Source organism: Tabrizicola sp., from assembly GCF_041913445.1.
In the GTDB taxonomy this organism is placed as follows: Bacteria; Pseudomonadota; Alphaproteobacteria; order Rhodobacterales; family Rhodobacteraceae; genus Tabrizicola.
Map to the genome: position 1 here is coordinate 44930 of NZ_JAYSFG010000007.1, position 20238 is coordinate 65167.

The window sequence follows — 20238 nt, forward strand, 5'->3', positions numbered from 1 at the left end:
CCCTTACCACCATTTTTCCGCTTTGGCCACAAACCCGGCGCGGGATTCCAACACATGTGCGTAATTCAGCAACGCATCTTCCTCCCACGGCCGCCCGATCAGCTGCAGCCCCAGCGGCAGCCCCTGCGCGTCCAGCCCCACCGGCACCGACACCCCCGGCAGGCCCGCGAGGTTCACCGTCACCGTGAAGACGTCGTTCAGATACATCTTCACCGGGTCCGCATCCGCCATCTCGCCCAATCCGAACGCCGCAGACGGAGTGGCCGGTGTCAGGATCGCATCCACCCCATCGGCAAACACCATCTCGAAGTCCCGCTTGATCAGCGCCCGCACCTTCCGCGCGCGGTTGTAATAGGCGTCGTAGAACCCGGCCGACAGCACATAGGTCCCGACCATGATCCGCCGCTGAACCTCGGGTCCGAAGCCCTCGGCCCGGGTCTTCTCGTACATCTCGGTGATGCCGTCGCCCTGCGACAGTTTCGCCCGATGCCCATAGCGCACGCCGTCGTACCGCGCGAGGTTCGACGACGCCTCCGCCGGGGCGATCACGTAATAGGCCGGAAGCGCGTACTTGGTGTGCGGCAGGGAAATGTCCCGCACCTCCGCGCCTGCATCCTTCAGCATCTCCACGCCGCGCGCCCAAAGCGCCTCGATCTCCGCCGGCATCCCGTCCATCCGGTATTCCTTCGGAATGCCGATGACCTTGCCCCGGATATCCCCGGTCAGCGCCGCCTCGAAATCCGGCACCGGCAGGTCGGCACTGGTCGAATCCTTCGGGTCATGCCCCGCCATCGCCTGCAGCATGATCGCCGCATCGCGCACCGACTTGGTCATCGGCCCCGCCTGGTCCAGGCTCGACGCGAACGCCACGATCCCCCAGCGCGATACCCGCCCATAGGTCGGCTTGATCCCCACGATCCCGGTGAACGCCGCCGGCTGCCGGATCGACCCGCCGGTATCCGTCCCGGTCGCCGCCAGGCACAGGTCCGCCGCCACCGCCGCCGCCGAGCCGCCCGAGGACCCGCCCGGGGTCAGCTGCACGTTCGACCCCTTCCGGCGCCAGGGGCTGACCGCATTGCCATAGGCCGAGGTCTCGTTCGACGAGCCCATCGCGAACTCGTCCATGTTCAGCTTGCCCAGCATCACCGCGCCCGCCTCGAAGAGCTTCGTGGTGACGGTGGACTCATACTCCGGCTTGAACCCCTTCAGGATGTTCGACGCCGCCTGGCTCGGCACGCCCTTGGTGCAGAACAGGTCCTTGATCCCCAGGGGAATCCCGCACATCGCGGGCGCGTCTCCACCCTTCAGACGCGCATCCGCCGCCCGCGCCTGCTCCAGCGCGATCTCCGGAGTCTTGTGCACGAACGCATTCAGCGCATCGCCCGCGTCGATGGCCGTGAGACAAGACATGGTCAGATCGACCGCCGAAATCTCACCCTTCCGCAGCGCATCCCGCGCCGCCGCGATGGTCCATGTGTTCGCGCTCATTCCACCACCTTCGGCACGGCAAAGAACCCCTCGCGCGCATCGGGCGCGTTCTTCAGGACCTGCGCCTGGATGTTCCCATCCGTGACCTCGTCCTTCCGGCGCTTCAGCCGCATCGGCGTGACCGAGGTCATCGGCTCCACGCCCGTCACGTCGACCTCGTTCAACTGCTCCATGAAGCCCAGGATGCCGGAAAGCTGACCCGCCAGCTTGGGCAGGTCGGCTTCCTCCACCCGGATCCGCGCCAGCTTGGCGACCTTCCGTGCCGTGTCGATATCGATGGCCATCGGGCTCTCCCTTGGATTTCGCCCCGTTTAGCGGCCCCCGCCCCGCCCCGCAAGCGGCTGAAGCGGGGGCGGCCCCTACCGCAGCGGGTCCCGCCGTGGCGGCAGCGGCTCCAGCCCGATGTCGCGCCGCAGATGGTCGTTCAGGCCAAGCGGCGGCAGCGGAGGGTCACGCGGCTGAAGCAATGCCAGCAGCACCCGCCAGCGCCCATGCGCCGCGATGATGTCGTCCAGGGCCACGCGCAGCGGCAGCCGCTCGTCATGCAGAATCGGAGTCATGATGTCATCCGGCGACGCGCGGTCGTCCGGTCCCATGTGAAAAGTTGGAATGGGCCGACCGGGGTCAGGCGCGATGCGCCCCTCGGTCAGCGGTCATTTGGTTTGGAATGGACCGACCCTGGCGCCTTGCGCCCCGGGTCCGGCTGTCGTCAGCAGACGCGGTTTCGGCGCTGCGATTGGACATAGATGCCAGCGGCCAGTCCAAGGGAAATTCCTTGACGGGTATATGCAGTCATATGTCCGCCTCCCTGGCTCGCCTGGATCGAAGGCCGACCGCTTAACCGCGTTTGGTGAGTCGCGCACGCAAAATCGCCGCAGTCCGCGACATCCTGCCGCACTGTGTTGCTCCGGCCACAGCCATCGGCGGCGCTCCGCCCGCCTGGGGCGCGATCACGGCTCTGCGATTGTCATGGATACGCTCCGTCCTGAAGTTACATGTCCACGCCTGACCAAGAAGGAGAGACCCATGCAGATCACCTGGCTCGGCCATTCCGGCTTTCGCATCGAAATCGAAGAGGCGGTGCTGCTGGTCGATCCCTGGCTGACCGGCAACCCGATGTTCCCCGCGGGGAAGGAAGACGAGGCCGTCGCGGGCGCGACCCACATCCTCCTCACCCACGCCCACGGCGACCACGCCTCAGACGCGGCGCGGCTGGCGAAAATGCTGGGGGTGAAGGTCCACTGCATCCATGAAGTCTCGGAGTGGCTGAACGGCCAGGGATGCGAGACGGTGGGCTTCGGCAAGGGGGGAACGCTGCACCTCAACGGCGCGAAGGTGACGATGGTCCATGCGGTCCACTCGGCCTCGATCGACTTCGGGGGAAAGGGCCTCCTTCCCGCGGGCGACGCGGCGGGGTTCATGATCGCGGGCGAGGGGCACACGATCTACCTGTCGGGCGACACCGACATCATGGCCGACATGGCCTGGATGGCCGAGTTCCACCAGCCCGACATCGGCATCCTCGCCTGCGGCGGGCACTACACGATGGACATGGAACGCGCCGCCTGGGCGGCCCGCAAGTGGTTCAACTTCCGTTGGGTGATCCCCTGCCACTACAAGACCTTCCCGATCCTCGCTCAGGACGCGACCGCGCTCCGGGCCGGCCTGCCGCCGGGGATCGAGGTGATCGAGCACGAGGTCCTGGACCCGATCCGCATCTGACCCTGTCCACGCAGGACAACCCGACGACCCAAACAAGATCAATAGCTTGACCGAGGACATTTACCCTCGGTCAAGCATGATCCCCATCGGCACGCCCCCCTTCTCGGCCCCGCCGTTTCATCTTTGCCCAAATATCCCCGCCGGAGGCCTCGACCTCAGCCCCTCGCGCAGCCCGGTCCGGCCTGGCACAAACGCAGCCAGAGGCCTCCCCTCTCCCCTTGGGGGAGAGGGTCAGGGTGAGGGGAACAGCGCCTGCCAAGCGGCGGAGCATGTCCGGATGCGCCGGCACAAATCCTTTCCAAATCCCTAACGTCCGCGACCAAGTCACTGGAATCATTGGACAACCAGCGTTTGTCCACCGTGGACACTATCCACGCTTTCCTGCGAAGAACCCCTTCAGTAGCGCCTCCGCCTCCTCCGCCCCGATCCCGTCATAGACCTCGGGCACGTGGTGGCACTGCGGGTGGCTGAAGACCCGCGCCCCCACCGTGACCCCGCCTGATTTCGGGTCCGCCGCCCCGAAATACAGCCGCCCCACCCGCGCCGCCGAGATCGCGGCGGCACACATCGGGCAGGGTTCGAGGGTGACGTAGAGATCGCAGCCCACCAGCCGTTCCGACCCCAGGGCCGCGCAGGCCTCCCGAATCGCAAGCATCTCGGCATGGGCCGTCGGATCGCTCTTTTCCCGCGTGCGGTTACCGGCCCGGGCCAGCACCCTCTCGCCGCGCACCACCACGGCGCCCACGGGCACCTCGCCGCGCGAGGCGGCCGCCCGCGCCTCGTCCAGCGCCAGGGCCATGAACGACCGGAACCCTTCGCGTTGCTCTTTCATGCCCGCTTCGATACCCTGCCCGCCCGGCCACCAAGGCCCCGAAGGATGATGGCCATGACCGGAAAAGAAAAGCCCCCCGCCCGAAAGACGGCCCCGAAGACGACCCCGAAGGATGCCGATACGCCGGAAGGCGAACGCATCGCCAAGGTCCTGTCACGCGCCGGGATCGCCTCGCGTCGGGAAGCCGAGCGGCTGATCGAACTGGGCGAGGTGAAGGTCAACGGCAAGGTCATCACCTCCCCCGCGCTGAACGTGACGGCCAAGGACAAGATCACCGTCCGGGGCGAGCCCGTGGGCCAGCCCGAACCGCCGCGCCTGTGGCTTTACTATAAGCCCGAGGGCCTCGTGACCTCGGCCGCCGATGAAAAAGGCCGCGACACGGTCTTCGACCACCTGCCCGAGGACATGCCGCGCGTGATGTCGGTGGGGCGCCTCGACCTGAACTCGGAGGGCCTGCTCCTTCTGACCAACGACGGGGAACTCAAGCGGCGGCTGGAGTTGCCTTCGACCGGATGGTTGCGGAAGTACCGGGTGCGGGTGAAGGGCAACCCGACCGACCCGGACCTGGAACCCCTGCGCAAGGGCATCACCATCGACGGCGAACACTTCCAGAAGATGGAGGTCAAGCTTGACCGCCACCAGGGTGCGAACGCCTGGCTGACGGTGGGCCTGCGCGAAGGCAAGAACCGCGAGATCCGCCGCGCGATGGCCCATATCGGGCTGACGGTGAACCGGCTGATCCGCACGTCTTACGGGCCCTTCCGGCTGAACGAATTGCAGCCGGGCGACGTGGAGGAAGTGAAGCCCAAGGTCCTGCGCGAGCAGTTGGGCCTGTCCGAGGCCGAGGTCCCTGGCGGACCGCGACCGGGCCGGAAGCCCGAGGCGAAGCCTGCGCCGAAACCGGCCGCGAAGCCTGCGGCAAAGGGCAAGATGCTGAAGCCCGGCGAGGGGCTGAAGCAGCTGTCCGAGACCTGGCAGAAGGCCACGCGCCCGCCCGCGCGGCAGGCGGACCGCCTGGGAGCGGAGCGCCCGGCGCGTTCGTCAGGCAAGCCGGCGCGCCCCGGACCGAGACCGGGGCCGAAGAAGGGCTAGGCTTTGCCACGCGCTTCGAGCGCAGAAAGGCTGTCGGGCAGGAATCGTTCGGAAAAGCCCGCAAGGAAGCACCAGACGATCAGCTTGGCGAAGCCCGGCGTCGGGCCGCTGTAGCCGTCGGCCCCGTAGTCCTGCCAGAGCCGTCCGAACCCCCCGCCTGCGCCAGATGGCTGCGGCAGAAGCTCGCCGCCGATCAGGCGTCCTGCGATGACGAAGTAGACCACCAGCGCCGACAGCCCGCCGACCATCAGGCGCAACAGGAGGACGTGCCAGGCATAGCCGTTTTCCAGATCGTCGACCGACAGCCGCGCCGCGCCGTTCTGGAAGGCCAGAAGCCGTGAAAGATAGGCCCCCAGAACTCCGAAAGCCGTGGTGAGCGCGAGGTTGTACTGGGCCAGCACCTGCTGGCTGTCCCCTGTCGCGAGGCCCGGGCCAACGAGGATTGCCACAAGGCCCCCAGCCAGAAGGAAGCCCAGGCGGGCGAGGCGTCCCGCGGCCCGGCGCCTCTCGATCCGTTCGGACTGGCGGGCGGCGTAGCGCAGGTGGATGTCGCGCAAAAGGCGGGCGAGAAGCGCTTGCTTCTCGGCGTCGCGGGCGAGGCCTTCGCGGCGCTTGCCCAGATCTCCCAGGGCCGGCACGTCCAGCTCTGCTGCCTTGAGAAGCGCGTGGTCGAGTTCCATGTCCAGGTCCGCGCCAGTGACCATCGGCGAGAGGAGGATCTCGATCTCGTTCGGGACCGACCAGTCGGCGGGCATGGAGGTCTGGAGGAGGTCCTCGATCCGGGGCGAGCGGCGCGTGGGGTCCTGCGCCAACAGGCGCTGATAGCCCGCGTTGAGCGCGGCCATGCGGGAGGACCAGGCCCGCGTGGCTCCGGTGGTCGCCGTTTCGGCTGAGGTCGGCATCATGCGTCTCCGCTTTTTTCAGGCAGCGAAGCAGGGCGCGGTTCCGAAACAGTGAAGGCGGCGCGCGGGGAAGATTGCCGCCTATTCCCCGCAGGCGTGACTGGCATGGTGCGGGGGCTTGGGCTAAGGTCGGGCGAAGCGGCAGGCAAGGGAAGGCAGGCGATGTCGGGCGGGGGAATTCGGACGCTTTCGCTGGTGCTTCTGGTCTTCCTCGTGGCCTATGTGGCCTGGTCGGGGGGCGCGTGATGGCCGAACGCTTCGGCGGCAGGTATTCGCCCGGCGGCGGGTCCCAGGGTCCCGCGGGCGCCCCTGCGGCGGCGCCGCGCGTGACCGGCAAGTGGCGGACGACCGTGCTCTTCCTGACGGCCTTCCTGTTCCTGTTCCCGGCCTTCGGCGACGGCCCGCGCGAGATGCTGCTGGGGCTGCTGGCCGGCGGCCTGATCGTGCTGGCAGCCTGGCTGACGCGGGAGGGGATGGTGGCGGAAGCGGCCTACAATGCCCGCAAGCTGGCCCGCCGCCCGGCCTTCCCGCGCAAGGCGGCCGGGGCGGTGGCGACAGGGGCGGCGCTGGCCGTGGGCGGCGTGATCGCCGACCAGGGGCTGGTCTATCCGGTGCTTTATGCTCTGGTCGGGGCGGCGCTGCATCTGGGGGCCTTCGGGTTTGACCCGATGGCCGACAAGGGGATGGAGGGGATCGACGCTTTCCAGACCGGGCGCGTCGCCAAGGCCGTCGAGGAGGGCGAGGCGCATCTGGCCGCGATGCAGGACGCGATCCTGCGGGCGAAGGACCGCAGTCTGGAGAAGCGGGTCGCGCAGTTCTCGGGCGTGGCGCGGGGGCTGTTCCGTACGATCGAGGGCGATCCGGGCGACCTGACGGCGGCACGGAAGTACCTGTCGGTCTACCTGATGGGCGCACGCGACGCGACGGTGAAGTTCGCCGACCACTATGCCCAGACGCGCGATGCGCAGGCGCGGGCAGATTACGAGGCACTTTTGACCGACTTGGAAACCACTTTTGCGCAGAAATCCACGGCGTTCCTGACCAACAGCCGCACCGACCTGGATGTCGAGATCGCCGTGCTGCGCGACCGTTTGAAACTTGATCATTAGGGGAGAAGCCAGATGTCCACGACCGTGCAAGCCGATGCCCAGGCCCTTCTGACCGAGGTCGAGAAGGTCAACGCCGTGATCCTGCCCGAGCCGATGGCCGAAGTGGTGGCTCTGGAGGCCGCGCCCTCGGACAAGGCCGAGGCGATCCGCAAGCGGATGTCTGAGGTGGACCTTGCGAACACCCAATCGATCATCGCCTTCGGCTCCTCGGCCCAGGCGGAGCTGCAGGTGATCAGTCAGGCGATGCTGCAGGACGTGAAGAACAAGGACGTGGGTCCAGCCGGCGACAGCTTGCGCAAGATCGTCACCACGATCCGCGGCTTCGCGGTCGAGGAGCTGGACCTGCGGCGCGAGGCGAGCTGGTGGGAGAAGCTGTTGGGCCGGGCGGCGCCCTTCGCGGAGTTCGTGGCGCAGTATGAGGATGTGCAAAGCCAGATCGACAAGATCACGGGCGAGCTGCTGACGCATGAGCATACGTTGCTCAAGGATATCAAGAGCCTGGACGTGCTCTATGAAAAGACGCTGACCTTCTACAACGAGCTGGCTTTGTACATCGCGGCCGGTGAGGCGAAGCTGGCCGAGACGGACGGGACGGCGATCCCGGCCAAGGAGGCCGAGGTGGCGGCGGCGCCCGAGGCGGACAAGGTGATGAAGGCGCAGGAGTTGCGCGATCTGCGCGCGGCGCGGGATGATCTGGAACGCCGGGTGCATGATCTGCGTTTGACCCGGCAGGTGACGATGCAGTCGCTGCCCTCGATCCGGCTGGTGCAGGAGAACGACAAGAGCCTTGTGACCAAGATCAACTCGACGCTCGTGAACACCGTGCCACTGTGGGAGACGCAGCTGGCGCAGGCGGTGACGATCCAGCGGTCGAAGGAAGCGGCCGAGGCGGTGCGCGAGGCAAATGACCTCACGAACGAGCTTCTGAAGGCCAATGCCGAGAACCTGCAGGCGGCGAACAAGGTGGTGCGTGAGGAGATGGAGCGGGGGGTCTTCGATATCGAGACGATCCGGTCGGCCAACGCGACGCTGATCGCCACGATCAACGAAAGCCTTGCCATCGCCGACGAGGGGAAGTCGCGGCGGGCGGCGGCCGAGGCGGAACTGGTGAAGATGGAGGCCGAGCTGCGCGAGACGCTGGCCTCGGCGAAGGCGCGGCAGTCGACCCCGGCGGCGACGGCCTGAAAGGACAGAATGACGCGGGCGAGAGCAGTGAAATTCCTGACCGGCATGGCGGCCTGCCTGGCGCTTGCCGGATGCATCGGTGCGCCCGCGCCCGTGGTCGCTCCGCCCCCCGTGGAGCCGGTGGCTCCGCCCCCGCCGACGCCGAAAAGTGCCGCGGCCGCGGCCTATTACGCGCAGGTGCAACAGGTGCTTTTGCGCGAGGGGATGCTGCGGACCGATCCGGGAAGCGAGATCGCAGTGCGGCCGGACCGGCTGACCGAGAACTTCCTGAAGATCGCGCTTTACCAGGAGTTCACCCGCAGCCGGGGCGGAATCACGCGCGAGGAGACAGCCTCGCCGCTGACGCGCTGGCAGGACCCGGTGCGGGTGGCGGTGCGCTTCGGGCCATCGGTCCCCGCCGAGAAGCAGGCGACGGACCGGGCGCGGATCGCTAGCTACCTGGCGCGGCTGTCGCAGGTGACGGGCCACCCCATCGCCCTGACCGAGGGGGCGCCGAACTTCTGGGTCTACATCGTGTCCGAGGACGAGCGGCTGGCGCTTGGGCCCGAACTGGCGGGCCTGCGGATCGGCATCGCGCCGGACGTGATCCAGGCGGTCACGCAGATGAGCCAGACGACCTATTGCAACGTCTTCGCCATCTCGGGGTCGGAAAGCCACCTGCACCGCCACGCCGTCGCGGTGATCCGGGCCGAGAACCCGGACCTGTTACGCCTGTCCTGCTTCCACGAGGAAATCGCGCAGGGCCTGGGCCTGCCGAATGACAGCCCACGGGCACGGCCGTCGATCTTCAATGACGACGAGGAATTCGCGCTGCTGACCGACCAGGACGAGATGATGCTGCGCATCCTTTACAGCCCCGAACTGCGCCCCGGCATGACGGCGGCGGAAGCGCGGCCCATCGTCGAATCCCTTGCGCGCCGGATGGTCGGCGGCGAGAGTTGACCCCAAACGGAGGGTGACCCCATGGTCTTCGATTTCCTCAAAGGCGAATTCATCGACGTCATTTCCTGGCTGGACGACACGCGGGACACGATGGTCTGGCGCTTTGACCGGCGGGGTCAGGCGATCAAGTACGGCGCGAAGCTGACCGTGCGCGAGGGGCAGGCGGCGGTCTTCATCCACGAAGGGCAGCTCGCCGACGTGTTCCAGCCCGGTCTCTACATGCTTGAGACCAACAACATGCCGATCCTGACCACGCTGCAGCACTGGGACCACGGCTTCCAGTCGCCCTTCAAGTCCGAGGTCTATTTCGTCAACACGACCCGGTTCAACGACCAGAAATGGGGCACGAAGAACCCGATCATGGCGCGCGATCCCGAGTTCGGCCCCGTGCGCCTGCGGGCCTTCGGGACCTATTCGATGCGGGTGACCGACCCCGGCAAGTTCATGACCGAGATCGTGGGCACCGACGGCGAGTTCACCGCCGACGAGATCAGCTTCCAGATCCGCAACATCATCATGCAGGAAGTGTCCCAGATCCTGGCAAAGTCTGGCATCCCGGTGCTGGACATGGCGGGCAACCTTGAAGACCTGGGGAAATTGATCGCGAATGCCATCACGCCGAAGGTGGCGGAGTACGGGCTGTCGATCCCCGAGCTTTACATCGAGAACATCAGCCTGCCGGAAGAGGTCGAGAAGGCGCTGGACAAGCGGACCTCGATGGGCGTGGTGGGCGACCTCAACCGCTACATGCAGTACAACGCGGCCGAAAGCCTGTCGCAACCCGGATCGGCGATGGGCTCGGCGATGGGCGCCGGGATGGGCATGGGCATGGGTGCCAGCATGGCGCAGAACATGGGGCCCTGGGGGGCGCAGCCGGGGGCTGCCGCCGCTCCTCCGCCGCCGCCTCCCCCGCCGCCGCCGGCGGCCAAGGTCTGGCACCTGGCAGTCGATGGCGCGACCTCGGGGCCGTTCGGCGAAGGTGAGTTGGCGAAGGCCGCAGCCGAGGGGCGGCTGACCCGCGCGACGATGGTCTGGACCCCGGGCCAGGACGGCTGGAAGATGGCCGCCGAGACCGAGCTCGCGCGGCTTCTGGACCAGGTGCCGCCGCCGCCTCCGAAACCCTAAGGCCATGCCGCAGGACGAATACCGCTGGCCCTGCGACCAATGCGGGGCGCAACTGCGCTTCGCACCGGGCCAGACGCGACTGGTCTGCGATCATTGCGGCCATGTGCAGGAGATCCCCCAGGCCGCCGCACCGAAGCGGTCGCGGGCCTTGGGCGAGTTGGACCTGGCACGCGGGTTGCAGGACGACCTGGCCGACCGCGACATGGTCGAGGTGCGGACGACGACCTGCCCCAACTGCGGGGCGCAGGTCGAGATCACCGGCGCGACCCATGCCACCGAATGCCCCTTCTGCGCGACCCCCGTGGTCCTGGACACCGGGACGACGCGGCACATCAAGCCGCAGGCGCTGATCCCCTTCGCGGTGACGGAATCCGAAGCGCACAAGGCGCTGACCGCCTGGATGGGCGGCCTCTGGTTCGCGCCGAACACGCTTCTGGAATATGCGCGGAAGGGTCGGGCGATGAGCGGGATCTATGTCCCGTTCTGGACCTTCGATGCGGACACGGCCAGCCGCTACACCGGCCAGCGGGGCGAGTACTACTACGAGACGCGGACGGTTCATGTCCGGGTCAACGGCAGGATGGAAACGCGGCAAGAGCAGGTCCGGCATACGCGCTGGTATCCGGCTTCGGGTCGGGTGGCGCGGGACTTTGACGACGTGCTGATCATGGCCTCGCGCAGCCTGCCGGAACGGCTGGGGGATGAGCTGACCCCCTGGGATCTGGGCGCGCTGGTGCCTTACGGGCCAGAGTACCTGGCCGGGTTCCAGGCCGAGGGCTATACGGTCAGCCTGGCGGACGGCCACCACGAGGCGCGCGAGCGGATGGCGGCTGTGATCCTGCAGGACGTGCGCCGGGACATCGGTGGCGACGAGCAGCGGGTGAACGACGTGGATACGACCTGGTCGGACGAAACCTTCAAGCACATTCTGCTGCCGATCTGGACGGCGGCCTACAAGTACAACGGGAAAAGCTACCGCTTCCTCGTCAACGGCCAGACGGGCGAAGTGCAGGGCGAACGGCCCTGGTCGATCTGGAAGATCGCCTTCGCGGTGCTTCTGGCGCTGATCGTCGGCTTTGGGGCGGCCTATCTTCACGATCCGCAGGCGATGGGCTTCGACCGGCCCGAGTGGATGGACTGATCAGTCCTTGCCGCGCTGGAAGAAGAGCATCCAGCCGGCATAGGCTCCGGCCGCGATGAAGAGGATGCCCCAGAAGGGCGAGCCGACGTAAAGGAACTCGAACAGCCCCCAGGCCGTCGGGGCGAGGACCGTCAGCCAGCGAACCCAGGCCTGGGCGAAGAAGGGGTCGTTCGGGTCGAGAAACTTCATGCCTTTGGCCCCGCTTCGTGCCATCCTTGAGTGCAGGAAGGGAGGCCGACATGCCGCAGATTGTCAAGGATTTCCAAGGCCAAACCGTCATCACCACCTTCGAGACCACGCCCGCGATGGCCTTCGACCTGGTCGAGGCGCTGGAAGCCGCCTACCGCGACTGCATTAGCCGACAGCCGGGATTCATCGCCGCGGGGCTGCACATGAACGACGCGCGGACGCGGATCTGCAACTACAGCCAGTGGCAGCGTCGCGAGGATTACCAGGCCATGCTGCGCACCCCCGAGATGCGCGAGCGGAACCGCAGGATCAACGAACTTTGCCGCGGGTTCGAGCCGGTGATGTACGAGGTCACCGGGGTGTTCTGACTGGTCTCAGGCCGAGGGAAGGACATCGCAGGCCCGGAAAGCCTCTACCACGGGTCGGGCGCCCGCGAGGTCAAAGGGAACCTCGGTCGTGCCCGCCAGGGCCGTCGCGGTGGCGTTATAGGCCAGCCCGTCCAGCACATTGCCGAAGCCGGTGTCGGTGACAGTCAGGGTGCGACCGTCGTCAGAGAGCTGGTGCCGGCCGGTTCCGATCGTGAGGGCTGCGGGTCCGTCGAAGCGAAGGCCGAAGGTATCGGTGCTGGGCCAGGGGTCGGGAAGGGTCAGAGCGATGCGGTAGGGCTCGGCCTCGGCGGGGTCGTAGGTCACGCGGAGCGAGAGCTCGGCGGTGTCGAGCTTGATCGTGCAGACCGGGACGGCTGTGAACTCCCAGGCCGAAGCCGGGGCCGAGAGGAGCACAAGGGCAATCAGGGCGCGCATGTCGGAAAAATGGGCCGCGCGTCGCACGCGTCAAGCCAGCCGCTGGATCAGCGCCTGGGCGGCTGCGGGATTGGCCGCCTTGTGGCCCGAGATTACGAAGGCAAAGACGTCGCGATCCTTCGCAATCTTGCGCAGGCGGGTGGTCCAGCGGTCGAGCTTTGACGCGGGGTAGCCCAGGGCCTCGCCCTCCTGCGTGCCCATCAGGCGGAGGTAGGCGAAGGGGGCGGTGGCCGCATCGATCTCGGGGTAGTCGCCGTCGGTGGCCTGGACCACGGCGATCCCGCGGTCCGCCAGCAGTGCCCCAAAAGCGGGCGCGTGAAAGCTTTCGTGCCGTGGCTCGATCGCGTGGCGGAGGGGAAGGCCGTTCAGACGGTCCGGCAGAAGGTCCAGGAACCCTGCCAGGTCCGCACTGTCGAAGGCCTTGTTCGGGGGAAACTGCCAGTTGATCGGGCCAAGCTTCGGGCCAAGTTCCTCCAGCCCCGAGCCAAGGAAGCGCTGGATGGACTCCTTGGTCCCGGCCAGTTCGCGGCGGGTTGTCACGTAGCGGGGGGCCTTCAGCGTGAACATGAACCCGTCCGGGGTCTGGCGCGCCCATTTGCGAAAGGTGGCCGGGGTCTGGGTGCGGTAAAAGGTGCCGTTGACCTCGATGGCCGTCAGCGCGCGGGAAACGAAGCGCAACTCATCAGCCTGGCGCAGGCCCTCGGGGAAGAAGGTGCCGCGCCAGGGCTCATAGGTCCAGCCGCCGACGCCAATGCGGATGGGATGGGGCATGGGTCTTCGTCCTCCTGACGGAGTAACGCCCGGGCCTTCGGTCCTGTTCCGGCTGGCGTTAACCTTGCCGCAACCCGGGTGGGCGAAACTGGGGGAAGGAAGGGAGGCGTCGATGGACCCAGTGGACGAATTCGCCCGGCTGAAGGCCGAGATCAAGCGCTTGCAGGACCGGGCCGAGGTGCTGCGCGAGGGCTTCCTGCGCCCCGGCGCTCGGCTGCGGTCGAACCGGTTCGAGGTGACGGTGAAGCGGCAGAAGCGACGGGTCTTTCAGAAGGACCGCCTTCCGCAAGCGGTACTGTCCGATCCGCGCTACTGGGAGGAGCGGGAGAGCGAGGTGGTCACCTGCCATGAGATCACGACTTTCCGCGCGGGCGACCCGGACATCGTCTTGGTGGAGTGAGGCGGAAGGGGTGGGTCCGTGCCGCTATGCAACGCTGCTACAACGGGCGAAGCTCAAGGGAACGAACCCCGCCAAGCCATTGCAAAGGCAGACTTTGGCGGCATAGTGCGCGGGCGTGCCAGTCATCCGGAGTAAAGCATGGTCCAGCGCCAGGTCGAGTTCTACGGAAGGGCCGCGATCCTGCAGCGGCTGTTGAAGGCGCTGATCTTTTCCGGGCTGGTGGTCTATTTCTTCTACATAATGGCCGAGGTCCGCCCGTCGAAGATCAGCCTTGCCGCCGAGCCACCCTCCCCGGTCTCGCTTGCGGAGTTTTCACGCCGGACGGATTTGCATGGACGCAATGAGGTCAATGTCATCGGCCGCATCGATTCGCGGGACGGCACGCCCATCACCCGCGACGACAAGACCGAACACCTGTTCCTGTTCTTCGCCCCCGACAGCGGGCCCGAGGATTCTGTCGTCCGCGCGGCCGTGCTGATCAAGGAGGAAGACCTTGAGACCTTCCGCAAGGAACTTGCGGCATCACCTGACGACGGGCAGGTCGGATTGAACGGCCGGGTCCTGCAACTGCCCAAGCTCGCCAATACCGTCGAAGGCATCGTGCTGGACCGCGGGCTTAGGTTGGGGGACCAGTTTGTCTACATCACACCCTTTCTTGGCGACCGGCGTGATCCGCTGGACCACGGACCTTGGTACGACCTGGCGCTGATCGCTGTGGCCGCGCTGACCGTCCTGTACCAGCTCTTCATGGCGCTGCGCTGGTACCGGAGTGACCGGAGGGTGATGGCCATGCTGTCGGACGGCCAGATCTCGGTTTACCGGCAGCCCAGAGGCATATTCCAGGGATTGGGGCGTCCTTGTTCCTGATGTTCCTGGCGGCTGTCGGGATTGCCTTTGTGTTCAGCCAACTCCGATAAACCAGCGCCCTACCGGCCCCGCCGCGACCGCTTGCCGCCGCGCTGCCCGGCCCGCCCTGCCGTCGACCGGCCAGCCATCTTGGTGGCTTCGGTCACCGCCTCTTCGATGACCTCCTGCCGGGCGAAGGGGTCGTCGGCGACAGCCAGTTCCACGGCCTCCAGCCGCTTGACCTCGTCGCGAAGGCGGGCGGCTTCCTCGAATTCCAGGTTCTCGGCCGCCTTGCGCATCTGCAGGCGCAGGGCGTCGAGGTGAGCCGCCAGATTGGACCCGACCATCGGCTTGTCGACCTTGGTCGTGACGCGGGACATGTCGGTGTCGCCCTGCCAGAGGCCGGCCAGCACGTCCTCGACGTTCTTCTTCACCGTCTCGGGCGTGATCCCGTGTTCGATGTTGTAGGCCATCTGCTTTTCGCGCCGCCGGTTCGTCTCGGCCAGCGCGCGTTCCATCGACCCGGTGATCCGGTCGGCATACATGATGACCCGGCCTTCGGAGTTCCGCGCGGCGCGGCCGATGGTCTGGATGAGCGAGGTCTCGGACCGCAGGAAGCCTTCCTTGTCCGCATCCAGGATCGCCACTAGGCCGCATTCCGGAATGTCCAACCCTTCGCGCAGGAGGTTGATCCCGACCAATGCATCGAAGGCCCCCAGTCGGAGGTCCCGAAGGATTTCAATGCGCTCGATGGTGTCGATGTCGGAATGCATGTAGCGCACGCGGATGCCCTGTTCGTGGAGGTAGTCGGTCAGGTCCTCGGCCATCCGCTTGGTCAGGACGGTGACCAGCGTCCGCAACCCCCTGGCCGAGACCTTGCGGATTTCGTCCAGAAGGTCGTCGACCTGCATCTCGACGGGACGGATTTCTACGACCGGGTCCAGAAGGCCCGTCGGGCGGATCACCTGTTCGGTGAAGACGCCGCCGGTCTGCTCCATCTCCCAGGCCGCGGGGGTGGCCGAGACGAAGACGGATTGCGGGCGCATGGCGTCCCATTCCTCGAACTTGAGCGGGCGGTTGTCCATGCAGGAGGGGAGGCGGAAACCGTGTTCGGCCAGCGTGAACTTGCGGCGGAAGTCGCCCCGGTACATGCCGCCGATCTGGGGGACCGAGACGTGGCTTTCGTCGGCGAAGACGATGGCGTTGTCGGGGATGAATTCGAACAGCGTCGGCGGCGGTTCGCCGGGCGCGCGGCCAGTGAGGTAGCGCGAGTAGTTTTCGATCCCGGCGCAGGAGCCCGTTGCCTCCAGCATTTCAAGGTCGAAGTTGGTGCGCTGTTCAAGCCGTTGAGCCTCGAGGAGTTTTCCTTCCTCCTGCAGCTGCTTCAGACGGTGGAAAAGCTCGTCCTTGATGCCCTTGATCGCCTGCGCCAGCGTCGGGCGCGGGGTGACGTAGTGGCTGTTCGCATAGATGCGGATCTGCTTGAACGTGTCGGTCTTGGCGCCGGTCAGCGGGTCGAATTCGGTGATCGACTCCAGCTCTTCGCCGAAGAAGCTGAACCGCCAGGCCCGATCTTCCAGGTGCGCGGGCCAGACTTCCAGGGAATCGCCCCGCACCCGGAAGGCCCCGCGCTGGAAGGCGGTTTCCAGGCGGCGGTACTGCTGGGCGACGAGTTCCGCCATCACCTTCCGCTGGTCGTAAAGCTGGCCGACGACCAGGTCCTGCGTCATCGCCGAGTAGGTCTCGACCGAGCCGATGCCGTAGATGCAGGAGACGGAGGCCACGATGATCACGTCGTCGCGTTCCAGAAGCGCCCGGGTGGCCGAGTGGCGCATCCGGTCGATCTGTTCGTTGATCTGGGATTCCTTCTCGATATAGGTGTCGGTGCGGGCGACATAGGCTTCGGGCTGGTAGTAGTCGTAGTAGGACACGAAGTATTCCACCGCGTTGTCGGGGAAGAAGCCCTTGAATTCGCCGTACAATTGCGCGGCGAGCGTCTTGTTGGGCGCAAGGATGATGGCCGGGCGCTGGGTTTCCTCGATCACCTTGGCCATGGTGAAGGTCTTGCCCGTCCCCGTCGCACCGAGGAGGACCTGGTCCCGCTCGCCTGCATTCACTCCGGCGGTCAGCTCGGCAATCGCCGTCGGCTGGTCGCCCGCGGGCTGGAACGGCGTCGACATGACGAAGCGGCGGCCGCCTTCGAGCTTGGGCTTGGTCAGGACGTCCGGACGCTCGGTCAGGGCGTTGATGTTGTTGTGTGGCATCGCGCCTCTCCGGGGAGTCGGGAAAGAGCAGATTTGATCCGTTTTTGTTCCAGTTCAAGCGGTGATCCGCAGGTCGGGGCGAAACCGTTGCCCGGACGGCGGTAAGCGGCTAAGCCGTGGGCCCAGAGGTGACAGATGGCTGAGAAGATCGACACGCGGGCCGTGGGGCTGGATGTGGGGCTGGCGTTCATCCGCTGGCTGACCGGGGCCGAGAACCTGCACTATGGGCTGTGGACGGGGCTGGAGGTCACGGCAGGCAACCTGCGGGCGGCGCAGGACAACTATTCGGCCAAGCTCTTCGGCTACCTGCCCGAGGGTCGCCTGCGCATCCTGGACATCGGCGGGGGCGCGGGGGAGACGGCGAAGAAACTGCTCGCGCTTGGCCATAGCGTCGAGATCGTCGTGCCCTCGCCCTTCCTGGCGGCCCGCTGCCGCGAGACGGCCAAGGGAGCCGTGGTGCACGAGACCACCTTCGAGGGCTTCACCGGGACGGGTCCCTATGACCTGTGCCTCTTCTCGGAAAGCTTCCAGTACATTCCGATGGACGAAAGCCTGCCGAAATGTGCGCGGCTCTTGGTCGATGGTGGGCAGGTGCTGATCGCCGACTGCTTCCGGACCGAGGCTTATCTCGGCCGTGCGGTGCATGGCCCCCAGCCGGGTGGCGGGCATCCGTTGGCGGCGTTTCACCAGAAGGTCGAGGGCTCGGCCTTTGTCGTCGCGGCCAGCGAGGACATCACCGAGGCCGTCGCGCCGTCGATCGACCTGGAGCAGCGCCTGTTCCATGTGCTCGGTCACGGGGTGACCCGGGTGTCGGACGAAATCCACGCCAAGCGCCCCACCGCGCATTGGGCACTGGCCAAGGTGATCGGACTGTTCCTGTCGCGAAAGCGGCGCGAAAATCTGATGCAGCGGCTTACGGGTACCAGCCGGACCTCTGACGCCTTCCGACACTACAACCGCTACCAGATCTTCCGGTTGGAACAGCGGTGAAAATCCCTGCCGCGGCCACAACTTTAGGTTGATTTGCGTCCGTTCTTGCGCCAGACTGATCCGGCAAGCAGCAACTGAAGCTGTCGGTCGGCGTCGACCTACCCCACCCCACACTCCCAGACGCCGGCCGACAGTCCTTTCTGACGCTTGCGCTTTCCGCACAGCGTTGAGATATACGGATCATCTTCGGAGGATTCCCATGCGCGCCCGCATCTATCAGCCCGCCAAGACCGCCATGCAGTCCGGCTCTGCCAAGACCCACCAATGGGTGCTGGAATTCGCCCCGGCCTCCGAACGTGAGGTCGATCCGCTGATGGGCTGGACCTCGTCTACCGACACGCAAAGCCAGGTGCGCCTGAAGTTCGAGACGCGCGAGGCGGCAGAGGCTTACGCGACCGAGAAAGGCATCGAATACGACCTGGTCGAGCCCAAGCCCCGCAAGCCGGTGATCCGCGCCCGCGGCTATGGCGAGAACTTCGCCACCGACCGCAAAGGTGCCTGGACGCACTGAATGACGGTCGTGATTGCCGAAGAACATCCGCTGACACCGGATCTGGATCTGCTTTTCCAGCGCCACACGGCGGATATGCACGCCGACACGCCCCCCGAGTCGATCCACATGATGGACAAAGGCGAGCTTGCCGCGCCGGGGATCCGGTTCTTTGTCCTGCGGGACGCTGGCACACCGCTGGCGATGGGGGCCTTCAAACGGATCGATGCGGGACATGCCGAGATCAAGTCCATGCATGTCCTGGCCGAGGCCAGGGGCCGTGGCTTGTCGAAGGCGATGCTGGACCACCTTGTCACCGAGGCCCGAAACGAGGGCTTCACCCGGTTGAGCCTTGAAACGGGCGTCCAGCCGACCTTCGTTGCCGCCCGAGCGCTTTACGCGCGCGCCGGGTTCGAGGAGTGCCCCCCGTTCGAAGGCTACTGGGACGACCCGAATTCCGTCTTCATGACGAAGGTGCTTGCCTGATCTTTTGCGGTGGCGCAAAAGGACGCGGCGCGGGCTCATAGCTCAACTGGATAGAGCAAGGACCTTCTAAGTCCGAGGTTGAGGGTTCGAGTCCTTCTGGGCCCGCCATTTCCTTGAACAGGTAGCCGTCCTCGTGGCATCGAGCCACTCGGGCGGCGTTTCCACGGAAGGTGGTCAGGTGATCGAGCTTGGTGCACCGCCCTCGAAGCGGTTGCCGTGACGGTAGTCGCAGGGGGCCTCCTGCATCTGCAGATGCAGCGCGGTGCCGGTGTAGGGATGCGCGCGGGCGACGTCCTCGTCGAAGTCGATGCCAAGGCCGGGGGCCTCGGGCGGGAGGATGTAGCCATCTTCCCATTTGATCGAATTCTTGATCAGTTTCTGATGGAAGGCCCCGCCGGTTTCGATGGTTTCGGCGATGAGGAGGTTCGGGATCGAGGCGGAGAGGTGCACGTTCGCGGCCCATTCCACCGGGCCTGCGTAAAGGTGCGGGGCCATCTCGGCGTTGAAGATCTCGGCCATGGCGGCGATCTTCTTCGCTTCCCAGATGCCGCCGACCCGGCCCAGCGCGGGTTGCAGGATCTTGACGCCCCCGGCGCGGAGAAGAGTGCCGAATTCCGCTTTCGTGGTCAGGCGTTCGCCGGTGGCCAGGGGGACGCGGACGGATTTCGCGACCTCGGCGAATTCCAGGAGGTTGTCCGGCGGGATCGGCTCTTCGTACCAGAGCGGGTTGTAGGGTTCGAGTTCGCGGCCCATCCGGATGGCGCCCGGGGTGGTGAACTGGCCGTGCGTGCCGAAGAGGAGGTCGACGCGGTCGCCCACTGCCTCGCGGATCGCCTTGCAGAAGGCGACCGAGCGGGTGATGTCGGACATCGCCGGTTCGTGGCCGCCGCGGATAGTGTAGGGACCGGCGGGGTCGAATTTGACGGCGGTGAAGCCCAGATTCATGAAGCGGACGGCAGCCTCGGCGGCGGCGTCGGGGTCCACCCAGAATTCGGCCGATTCCTTGCCGGGTTCGGGATAGAGGTAGGTGTAGCTTCGGATGCGCTCGTTCATCTTGCCGCCGAGGAGCGCGTAGACCGGCCGGTTGCGTGCCTTGCCGAGGATGTCCCAGCAGGCGATCTCCAGTCCCGCGAAGGCGCCCATGACGGTGGGGTCCGGGCGTTGGGTGAAGCCCGCACTGTAGGCGCGGCGGAACATCAGTTCGATGTTCTCGGGGTTTTCGTTTGCCATGTGGCGTTCGAAGACGTCCTCGATGACGGCCTTCATCGCCTTGGGGCCAACGGTCGAGGCGTAGCACTCGCCGTAGCCGACGATCCCATTGTCCGTCGTCAACTTCGGGAAGATCCAGTAGCGCCCGCCCCAGCCGGGGAATGGGGGGGCGACGACGAAGATTTCGAGGTCCTTGAGTTTCATGGCCCGTCCCCTTTGGCTGGCCGAGGCGCGGGGTTCAGTGCCCCCGCG

At 66.4% G+C, this 20238-nt stretch carries 24 protein-coding genes and 1 tRNA gene; 15 read left to right on the top strand and 10 right to left on the bottom strand.

Annotated elements, in window-relative coordinates:
* Positions 1–3: 3 nt before the first annotated feature.
* From gatA to ACE3Q6_RS10080, 3 genes are all read right to left on the bottom strand, one after another.
* Positions 4–1488, bottom strand: a complete 1485-nt coding sequence (gatA, locus tag ACE3Q6_RS10070) for an Asp-tRNA(Asn)/Glu-tRNA(Gln) amidotransferase subunit GatA (RefSeq protein WP_374431704.1) — start codon at positions 1486–1488, stop codon at positions 4–6.
* Positions 1485–1772, bottom strand: coding sequence for an Asp-tRNA(Asn)/Glu-tRNA(Gln) amidotransferase subunit GatC (gene gatC, locus ACE3Q6_RS10075; protein ID WP_374431706.1), 288 nt, complete (start codon positions 1770–1772; stop codon positions 1485–1487). Before gatC ends, gatA begins: the two co-directional genes overlap by 4 nt.
* Before the next feature lie 75 nt (positions 1773–1847).
* Positions 1848–2048 (bottom strand): hypothetical protein, encoded by a 201-nt coding sequence (locus ACE3Q6_RS10080; protein WP_374431708.1) that lies wholly within the window; start codon positions 2046–2048, stop codon positions 1848–1850.
* A gap of 466 nt (positions 2049–2514) precedes the next feature.
* Between ACE3Q6_RS10080 and ACE3Q6_RS10085 the strand changes: the two genes are divergently transcribed.
* Complete coding sequence (locus ACE3Q6_RS10085; protein WP_374431710.1) at positions 2515–3210, top strand: metal-dependent hydrolase; 696 nt, start codon at positions 2515–2517, stop codon at positions 3208–3210.
* Positions 3211–3577: 367 nt separating this feature from the next.
* Here the strand turns inward: ACE3Q6_RS10085 and ACE3Q6_RS10090 are convergent, their stop codons facing one another.
* On the bottom strand, positions 3578–4042 hold the full coding sequence (locus ACE3Q6_RS10090) for a nucleoside deaminase (protein WP_374431712.1): 465 nt from the start codon (positions 4040–4042) through the stop codon (positions 3578–3580).
* 54 nt (positions 4043–4096) lie between these two features.
* On the opposite strand from ACE3Q6_RS10090, the gene ACE3Q6_RS10095 reads away from it, so the two are divergent.
* The gene (locus ACE3Q6_RS10095) at positions 4097–5134 is read left to right on the top strand and encodes a pseudouridine synthase (RefSeq protein WP_374431714.1); all 1038 of its coding nucleotides are present in this window, start codon (positions 4097–4099) and stop codon (positions 5132–5134) included.
* Here the strand turns inward: ACE3Q6_RS10095 and ACE3Q6_RS10100 are convergent.
* Positions 5131–6036: a hypothetical protein gene (locus tag ACE3Q6_RS10100; protein ID WP_374431716.1), complete on the bottom strand. Its 906-nt coding sequence runs from the start codon at positions 6034–6036 to the stop codon at positions 5131–5133. The two genes, ACE3Q6_RS10095 and ACE3Q6_RS10100, sit on opposite strands and share 4 nt — an antisense overlap.
* Before the next feature lie 96 nt (positions 6037–6132).
* On the opposite strand from ACE3Q6_RS10100, the gene ACE3Q6_RS10105 reads away from it, so the two are divergent.
* From ACE3Q6_RS10105 to ACE3Q6_RS10130, 6 genes are read left to right on the top strand one after another with little or no spacing between them, the layout of a single operon-like run.
* Positions 6133–6282 (top strand): hypothetical protein, encoded by a 150-nt coding sequence (locus ACE3Q6_RS10105; protein WP_374431718.1) that lies wholly within the window; start codon positions 6133–6135, stop codon positions 6280–6282.
* Positions 6282–7145, top strand: a complete 864-nt coding sequence (locus ACE3Q6_RS10110; RefSeq protein WP_374431720.1) for a 5-bromo-4-chloroindolyl phosphate hydrolysis family protein — start codon at positions 6282–6284, stop codon at positions 7143–7145. Before ACE3Q6_RS10105 ends, ACE3Q6_RS10110 begins: the two co-directional genes overlap by 1 nt.
* Before the next feature lie 12 nt (positions 7146–7157).
* Entirely contained in the window at positions 7158–8330 is a 1173-nt protein-coding gene (locus tag ACE3Q6_RS10115) for a toxic anion resistance protein (protein ID WP_374431722.1), read from the top strand.
* Positions 8331–8339: 9 nt separating this feature from the next.
* The gene (locus ACE3Q6_RS10120; RefSeq protein ID WP_374431724.1) at positions 8340–9272 is read left to right on the top strand and encodes a DUF2927 domain-containing protein; all 933 of its coding nucleotides are present in this window, start codon (positions 8340–8342) and stop codon (positions 9270–9272) included.
* Positions 9273–9293: 21 nt separating this feature from the next.
* Positions 9294–10397, top strand: a complete 1104-nt coding sequence (locus ACE3Q6_RS10125) for an SPFH domain-containing protein (RefSeq protein ID WP_374431726.1) — start codon at positions 9294–9296, stop codon at positions 10395–10397.
* Positions 10398–10401: 4 nt separating this feature from the next.
* A complete protein-coding gene (locus ACE3Q6_RS10130) occupies positions 10402–11538 on the top strand; it encodes a primosomal protein N' (replication factor Y) - superfamily II helicase (RefSeq protein WP_374431728.1) in 1137 nt (378 codons plus the stop codon).
* On the opposite strand, the gene ACE3Q6_RS10135 is transcribed toward ACE3Q6_RS10130, so the two are convergent.
* The gene (locus ACE3Q6_RS10135; RefSeq protein WP_374431730.1) at positions 11539–11727 is read right to left on the bottom strand and encodes a hypothetical protein; all 189 of its coding nucleotides are present in this window, start codon (positions 11725–11727) and stop codon (positions 11539–11541) included.
* Between the two features lie 50 nt (positions 11728–11777).
* On the opposite strand from ACE3Q6_RS10135, the gene ACE3Q6_RS10140 reads away from it, so the two are divergent.
* Complete coding sequence (locus ACE3Q6_RS10140) at positions 11778–12095, top strand: antibiotic biosynthesis monooxygenase (RefSeq protein ID WP_374431732.1); 318 nt, start codon at positions 11778–11780, stop codon at positions 12093–12095.
* A 6-nt stretch (positions 12096–12101) separates the two neighbouring features.
* On the opposite strand, the gene ACE3Q6_RS10145 is transcribed toward ACE3Q6_RS10140, so the two are convergent.
* Both ACE3Q6_RS10145 and ACE3Q6_RS10150 read right to left on the bottom strand, forming a co-directional pair.
* Positions 12102–12530: an excinuclease ABC subunit B gene (locus ACE3Q6_RS10145; protein ID WP_374431734.1), complete on the bottom strand. Its 429-nt coding sequence runs from the start codon at positions 12528–12530 to the stop codon at positions 12102–12104.
* A 30-nt stretch (positions 12531–12560) separates the two neighbouring features.
* Complete coding sequence (locus tag ACE3Q6_RS10150; protein WP_374431735.1) at positions 12561–13301, bottom strand: DUF72 domain-containing protein; 741 nt, start codon at positions 13299–13301, stop codon at positions 12561–12563.
* Between the two features lie 112 nt (positions 13302–13413).
* Here ACE3Q6_RS10150 and ACE3Q6_RS10155 point away from each other — a divergent pair, with 112 nt between their 5' ends.
* Together ACE3Q6_RS10155 and ACE3Q6_RS10160 are read left to right on the top strand one after the other, a co-directional pair.
* Entirely contained in the window at positions 13414–13701 is a 288-nt protein-coding gene (locus ACE3Q6_RS10155; RefSeq protein WP_374431737.1) for a hypothetical protein, read from the top strand.
* Between the two features lie 138 nt (positions 13702–13839).
* Positions 13840–14568 carry a hypothetical protein gene (locus tag ACE3Q6_RS10160; protein WP_374431739.1) on the top strand — a complete coding sequence of 243 codons (729 nt, stop codon included), beginning with the start codon at positions 13840–13842 and terminating at the stop codon, positions 14566–14568.
* A gap of 59 nt (positions 14569–14627) precedes the next feature.
* Here ACE3Q6_RS10160 and uvrB read toward each other — a convergent pair whose 3' ends face one another.
* Positions 14628–16811 carry an excinuclease ABC subunit UvrB gene (gene uvrB / locus ACE3Q6_RS10165; RefSeq protein ID WP_374431741.1) on the bottom strand — a complete coding sequence of 728 codons (2184 nt, stop codon included), beginning with the start codon at positions 16809–16811 and terminating at the stop codon, positions 14628–14630.
* Between the two features lie 135 nt (positions 16812–16946).
* Between uvrB and ACE3Q6_RS10170 the strand changes: the two genes are divergently transcribed.
* The 4 genes from ACE3Q6_RS10170 to ACE3Q6_RS10185 all read left to right on the top strand — a co-directional run bounded on the left by ACE3Q6_RS10170 (position 16947) and on the right by ACE3Q6_RS10185 (position 18885).
* The gene (locus ACE3Q6_RS10170; protein WP_374431743.1) at positions 16947–17801 is read left to right on the top strand and encodes a class I SAM-dependent methyltransferase; all 855 of its coding nucleotides are present in this window, start codon (positions 16947–16949) and stop codon (positions 17799–17801) included.
* A 199-nt stretch (positions 17802–18000) separates the two neighbouring features.
* Positions 18001–18312 carry an ETC complex I subunit gene (locus ACE3Q6_RS10175; RefSeq protein ID WP_374431745.1) on the top strand — a complete coding sequence of 104 codons (312 nt, stop codon included), beginning with the start codon at positions 18001–18003 and terminating at the stop codon, positions 18310–18312.
* Positions 18313–18777, top strand: coding sequence for a GNAT family N-acetyltransferase (locus ACE3Q6_RS10180; protein WP_374431749.1), 465 nt, complete (start codon positions 18313–18315; stop codon positions 18775–18777).
* A gap of 31 nt (positions 18778–18808) precedes the next feature.
* A tRNA-Arg gene (locus ACE3Q6_RS10185) sits at positions 18809–18885 on the top strand.
* Positions 18886–18951: 66 nt separating this feature from the next.
* On the opposite strand, the gene ACE3Q6_RS10190 is transcribed toward ACE3Q6_RS10185, so the two are convergent.
* The gene (locus tag ACE3Q6_RS10190; protein ID WP_374431751.1) at positions 18952–20190 is read right to left on the bottom strand and encodes a mandelate racemase/muconate lactonizing enzyme family protein; all 1239 of its coding nucleotides are present in this window, start codon (positions 20188–20190) and stop codon (positions 18952–18954) included.
* Positions 20191–20238: the final 48 nt, after the last annotated feature.

Coding starts and splice junctions, on each gene's coding strand:
- gatA (WP_374431704.1), bottom strand. CDS start 1,488: ATGAGCGCGAACACATGGACCATCGCGGCGGCGCGGGATGCGCTGCGG.
- gatC (WP_374431706.1), bottom strand. CDS start 1,772: ATGGCCATCGATATCGACACGGCACGGAAGGTCGCCAAGCTGGCGCGG.
- ACE3Q6_RS10080 (WP_374431708.1), bottom strand. CDS start 2,048: ATGACTCCGATTCTGCATGACGAGCGGCTGCCGCTGCGCGTGGCCCTG.
- ACE3Q6_RS10085 (WP_374431710.1), top strand. CDS start 2,515: ATGCAGATCACCTGGCTCGGCCATTCCGGCTTTCGCATCGAAATCGAA.
- ACE3Q6_RS10090 (WP_374431712.1), bottom strand. CDS start 4,042: ATGAAAGAGCAACGCGAAGGGTTCCGGTCGTTCATGGCCCTGGCGCTG.
- ACE3Q6_RS10095 (WP_374431714.1), top strand. CDS start 4,097: ATGACCGGAAAAGAAAAGCCCCCCGCCCGAAAGACGGCCCCGAAGACG.
- ACE3Q6_RS10100 (WP_374431716.1), bottom strand. CDS start 6,036: ATGCCGACCTCAGCCGAAACGGCGACCACCGGAGCCACGCGGGCCTGG.
- ACE3Q6_RS10110 (WP_374431720.1), top strand. CDS start 6,282: ATGGCCGAACGCTTCGGCGGCAGGTATTCGCCCGGCGGCGGGTCCCAG.
- ACE3Q6_RS10115 (WP_374431722.1), top strand. CDS start 7,158: ATGTCCACGACCGTGCAAGCCGATGCCCAGGCCCTTCTGACCGAGGTC.
- ACE3Q6_RS10120 (WP_374431724.1), top strand. CDS start 8,340: ATGACGCGGGCGAGAGCAGTGAAATTCCTGACCGGCATGGCGGCCTGC.
- ACE3Q6_RS10125 (WP_374431726.1), top strand. CDS start 9,294: ATGGTCTTCGATTTCCTCAAAGGCGAATTCATCGACGTCATTTCCTGG.
- ACE3Q6_RS10130 (WP_374431728.1), top strand. CDS start 10,402: ATGCCGCAGGACGAATACCGCTGGCCCTGCGACCAATGCGGGGCGCAA.
- ACE3Q6_RS10135 (WP_374431730.1), bottom strand. CDS start 11,727: ATGAAGTTTCTCGACCCGAACGACCCCTTCTTCGCCCAGGCCTGGGTT.
- ACE3Q6_RS10140 (WP_374431732.1), top strand. CDS start 11,778: ATGCCGCAGATTGTCAAGGATTTCCAAGGCCAAACCGTCATCACCACC.
- ACE3Q6_RS10145 (WP_374431734.1), bottom strand. CDS start 12,530: ATGCGCGCCCTGATTGCCCTTGTGCTCCTCTCGGCCCCGGCTTCGGCC.
- ACE3Q6_RS10150 (WP_374431735.1), bottom strand. CDS start 13,301: ATGCCCCATCCCATCCGCATTGGCGTCGGCGGCTGGACCTATGAGCCC.
- ACE3Q6_RS10155 (WP_374431737.1), top strand. CDS start 13,414: ATGGACCCAGTGGACGAATTCGCCCGGCTGAAGGCCGAGATCAAGCGC.
- ACE3Q6_RS10160 (WP_374431739.1), top strand. CDS start 13,840: ATGGTCCAGCGCCAGGTCGAGTTCTACGGAAGGGCCGCGATCCTGCAG.
- uvrB (WP_374431741.1), bottom strand. CDS start 16,811: ATGCCACACAACAACATCAACGCCCTGACCGAGCGTCCGGACGTCCTG.
- ACE3Q6_RS10170 (WP_374431743.1), top strand. CDS start 16,947: ATGGCTGAGAAGATCGACACGCGGGCCGTGGGGCTGGATGTGGGGCTG.
- ACE3Q6_RS10175 (WP_374431745.1), top strand. CDS start 18,001: ATGCGCGCCCGCATCTATCAGCCCGCCAAGACCGCCATGCAGTCCGGC.
- ACE3Q6_RS10180 (WP_374431749.1), top strand. CDS start 18,313: ATGACGGTCGTGATTGCCGAAGAACATCCGCTGACACCGGATCTGGAT.
- ACE3Q6_RS10190 (WP_374431751.1), bottom strand. CDS start 20,190: ATGAAACTCAAGGACCTCGAAATCTTCGTCGTCGCCCCCCCATTCCCC.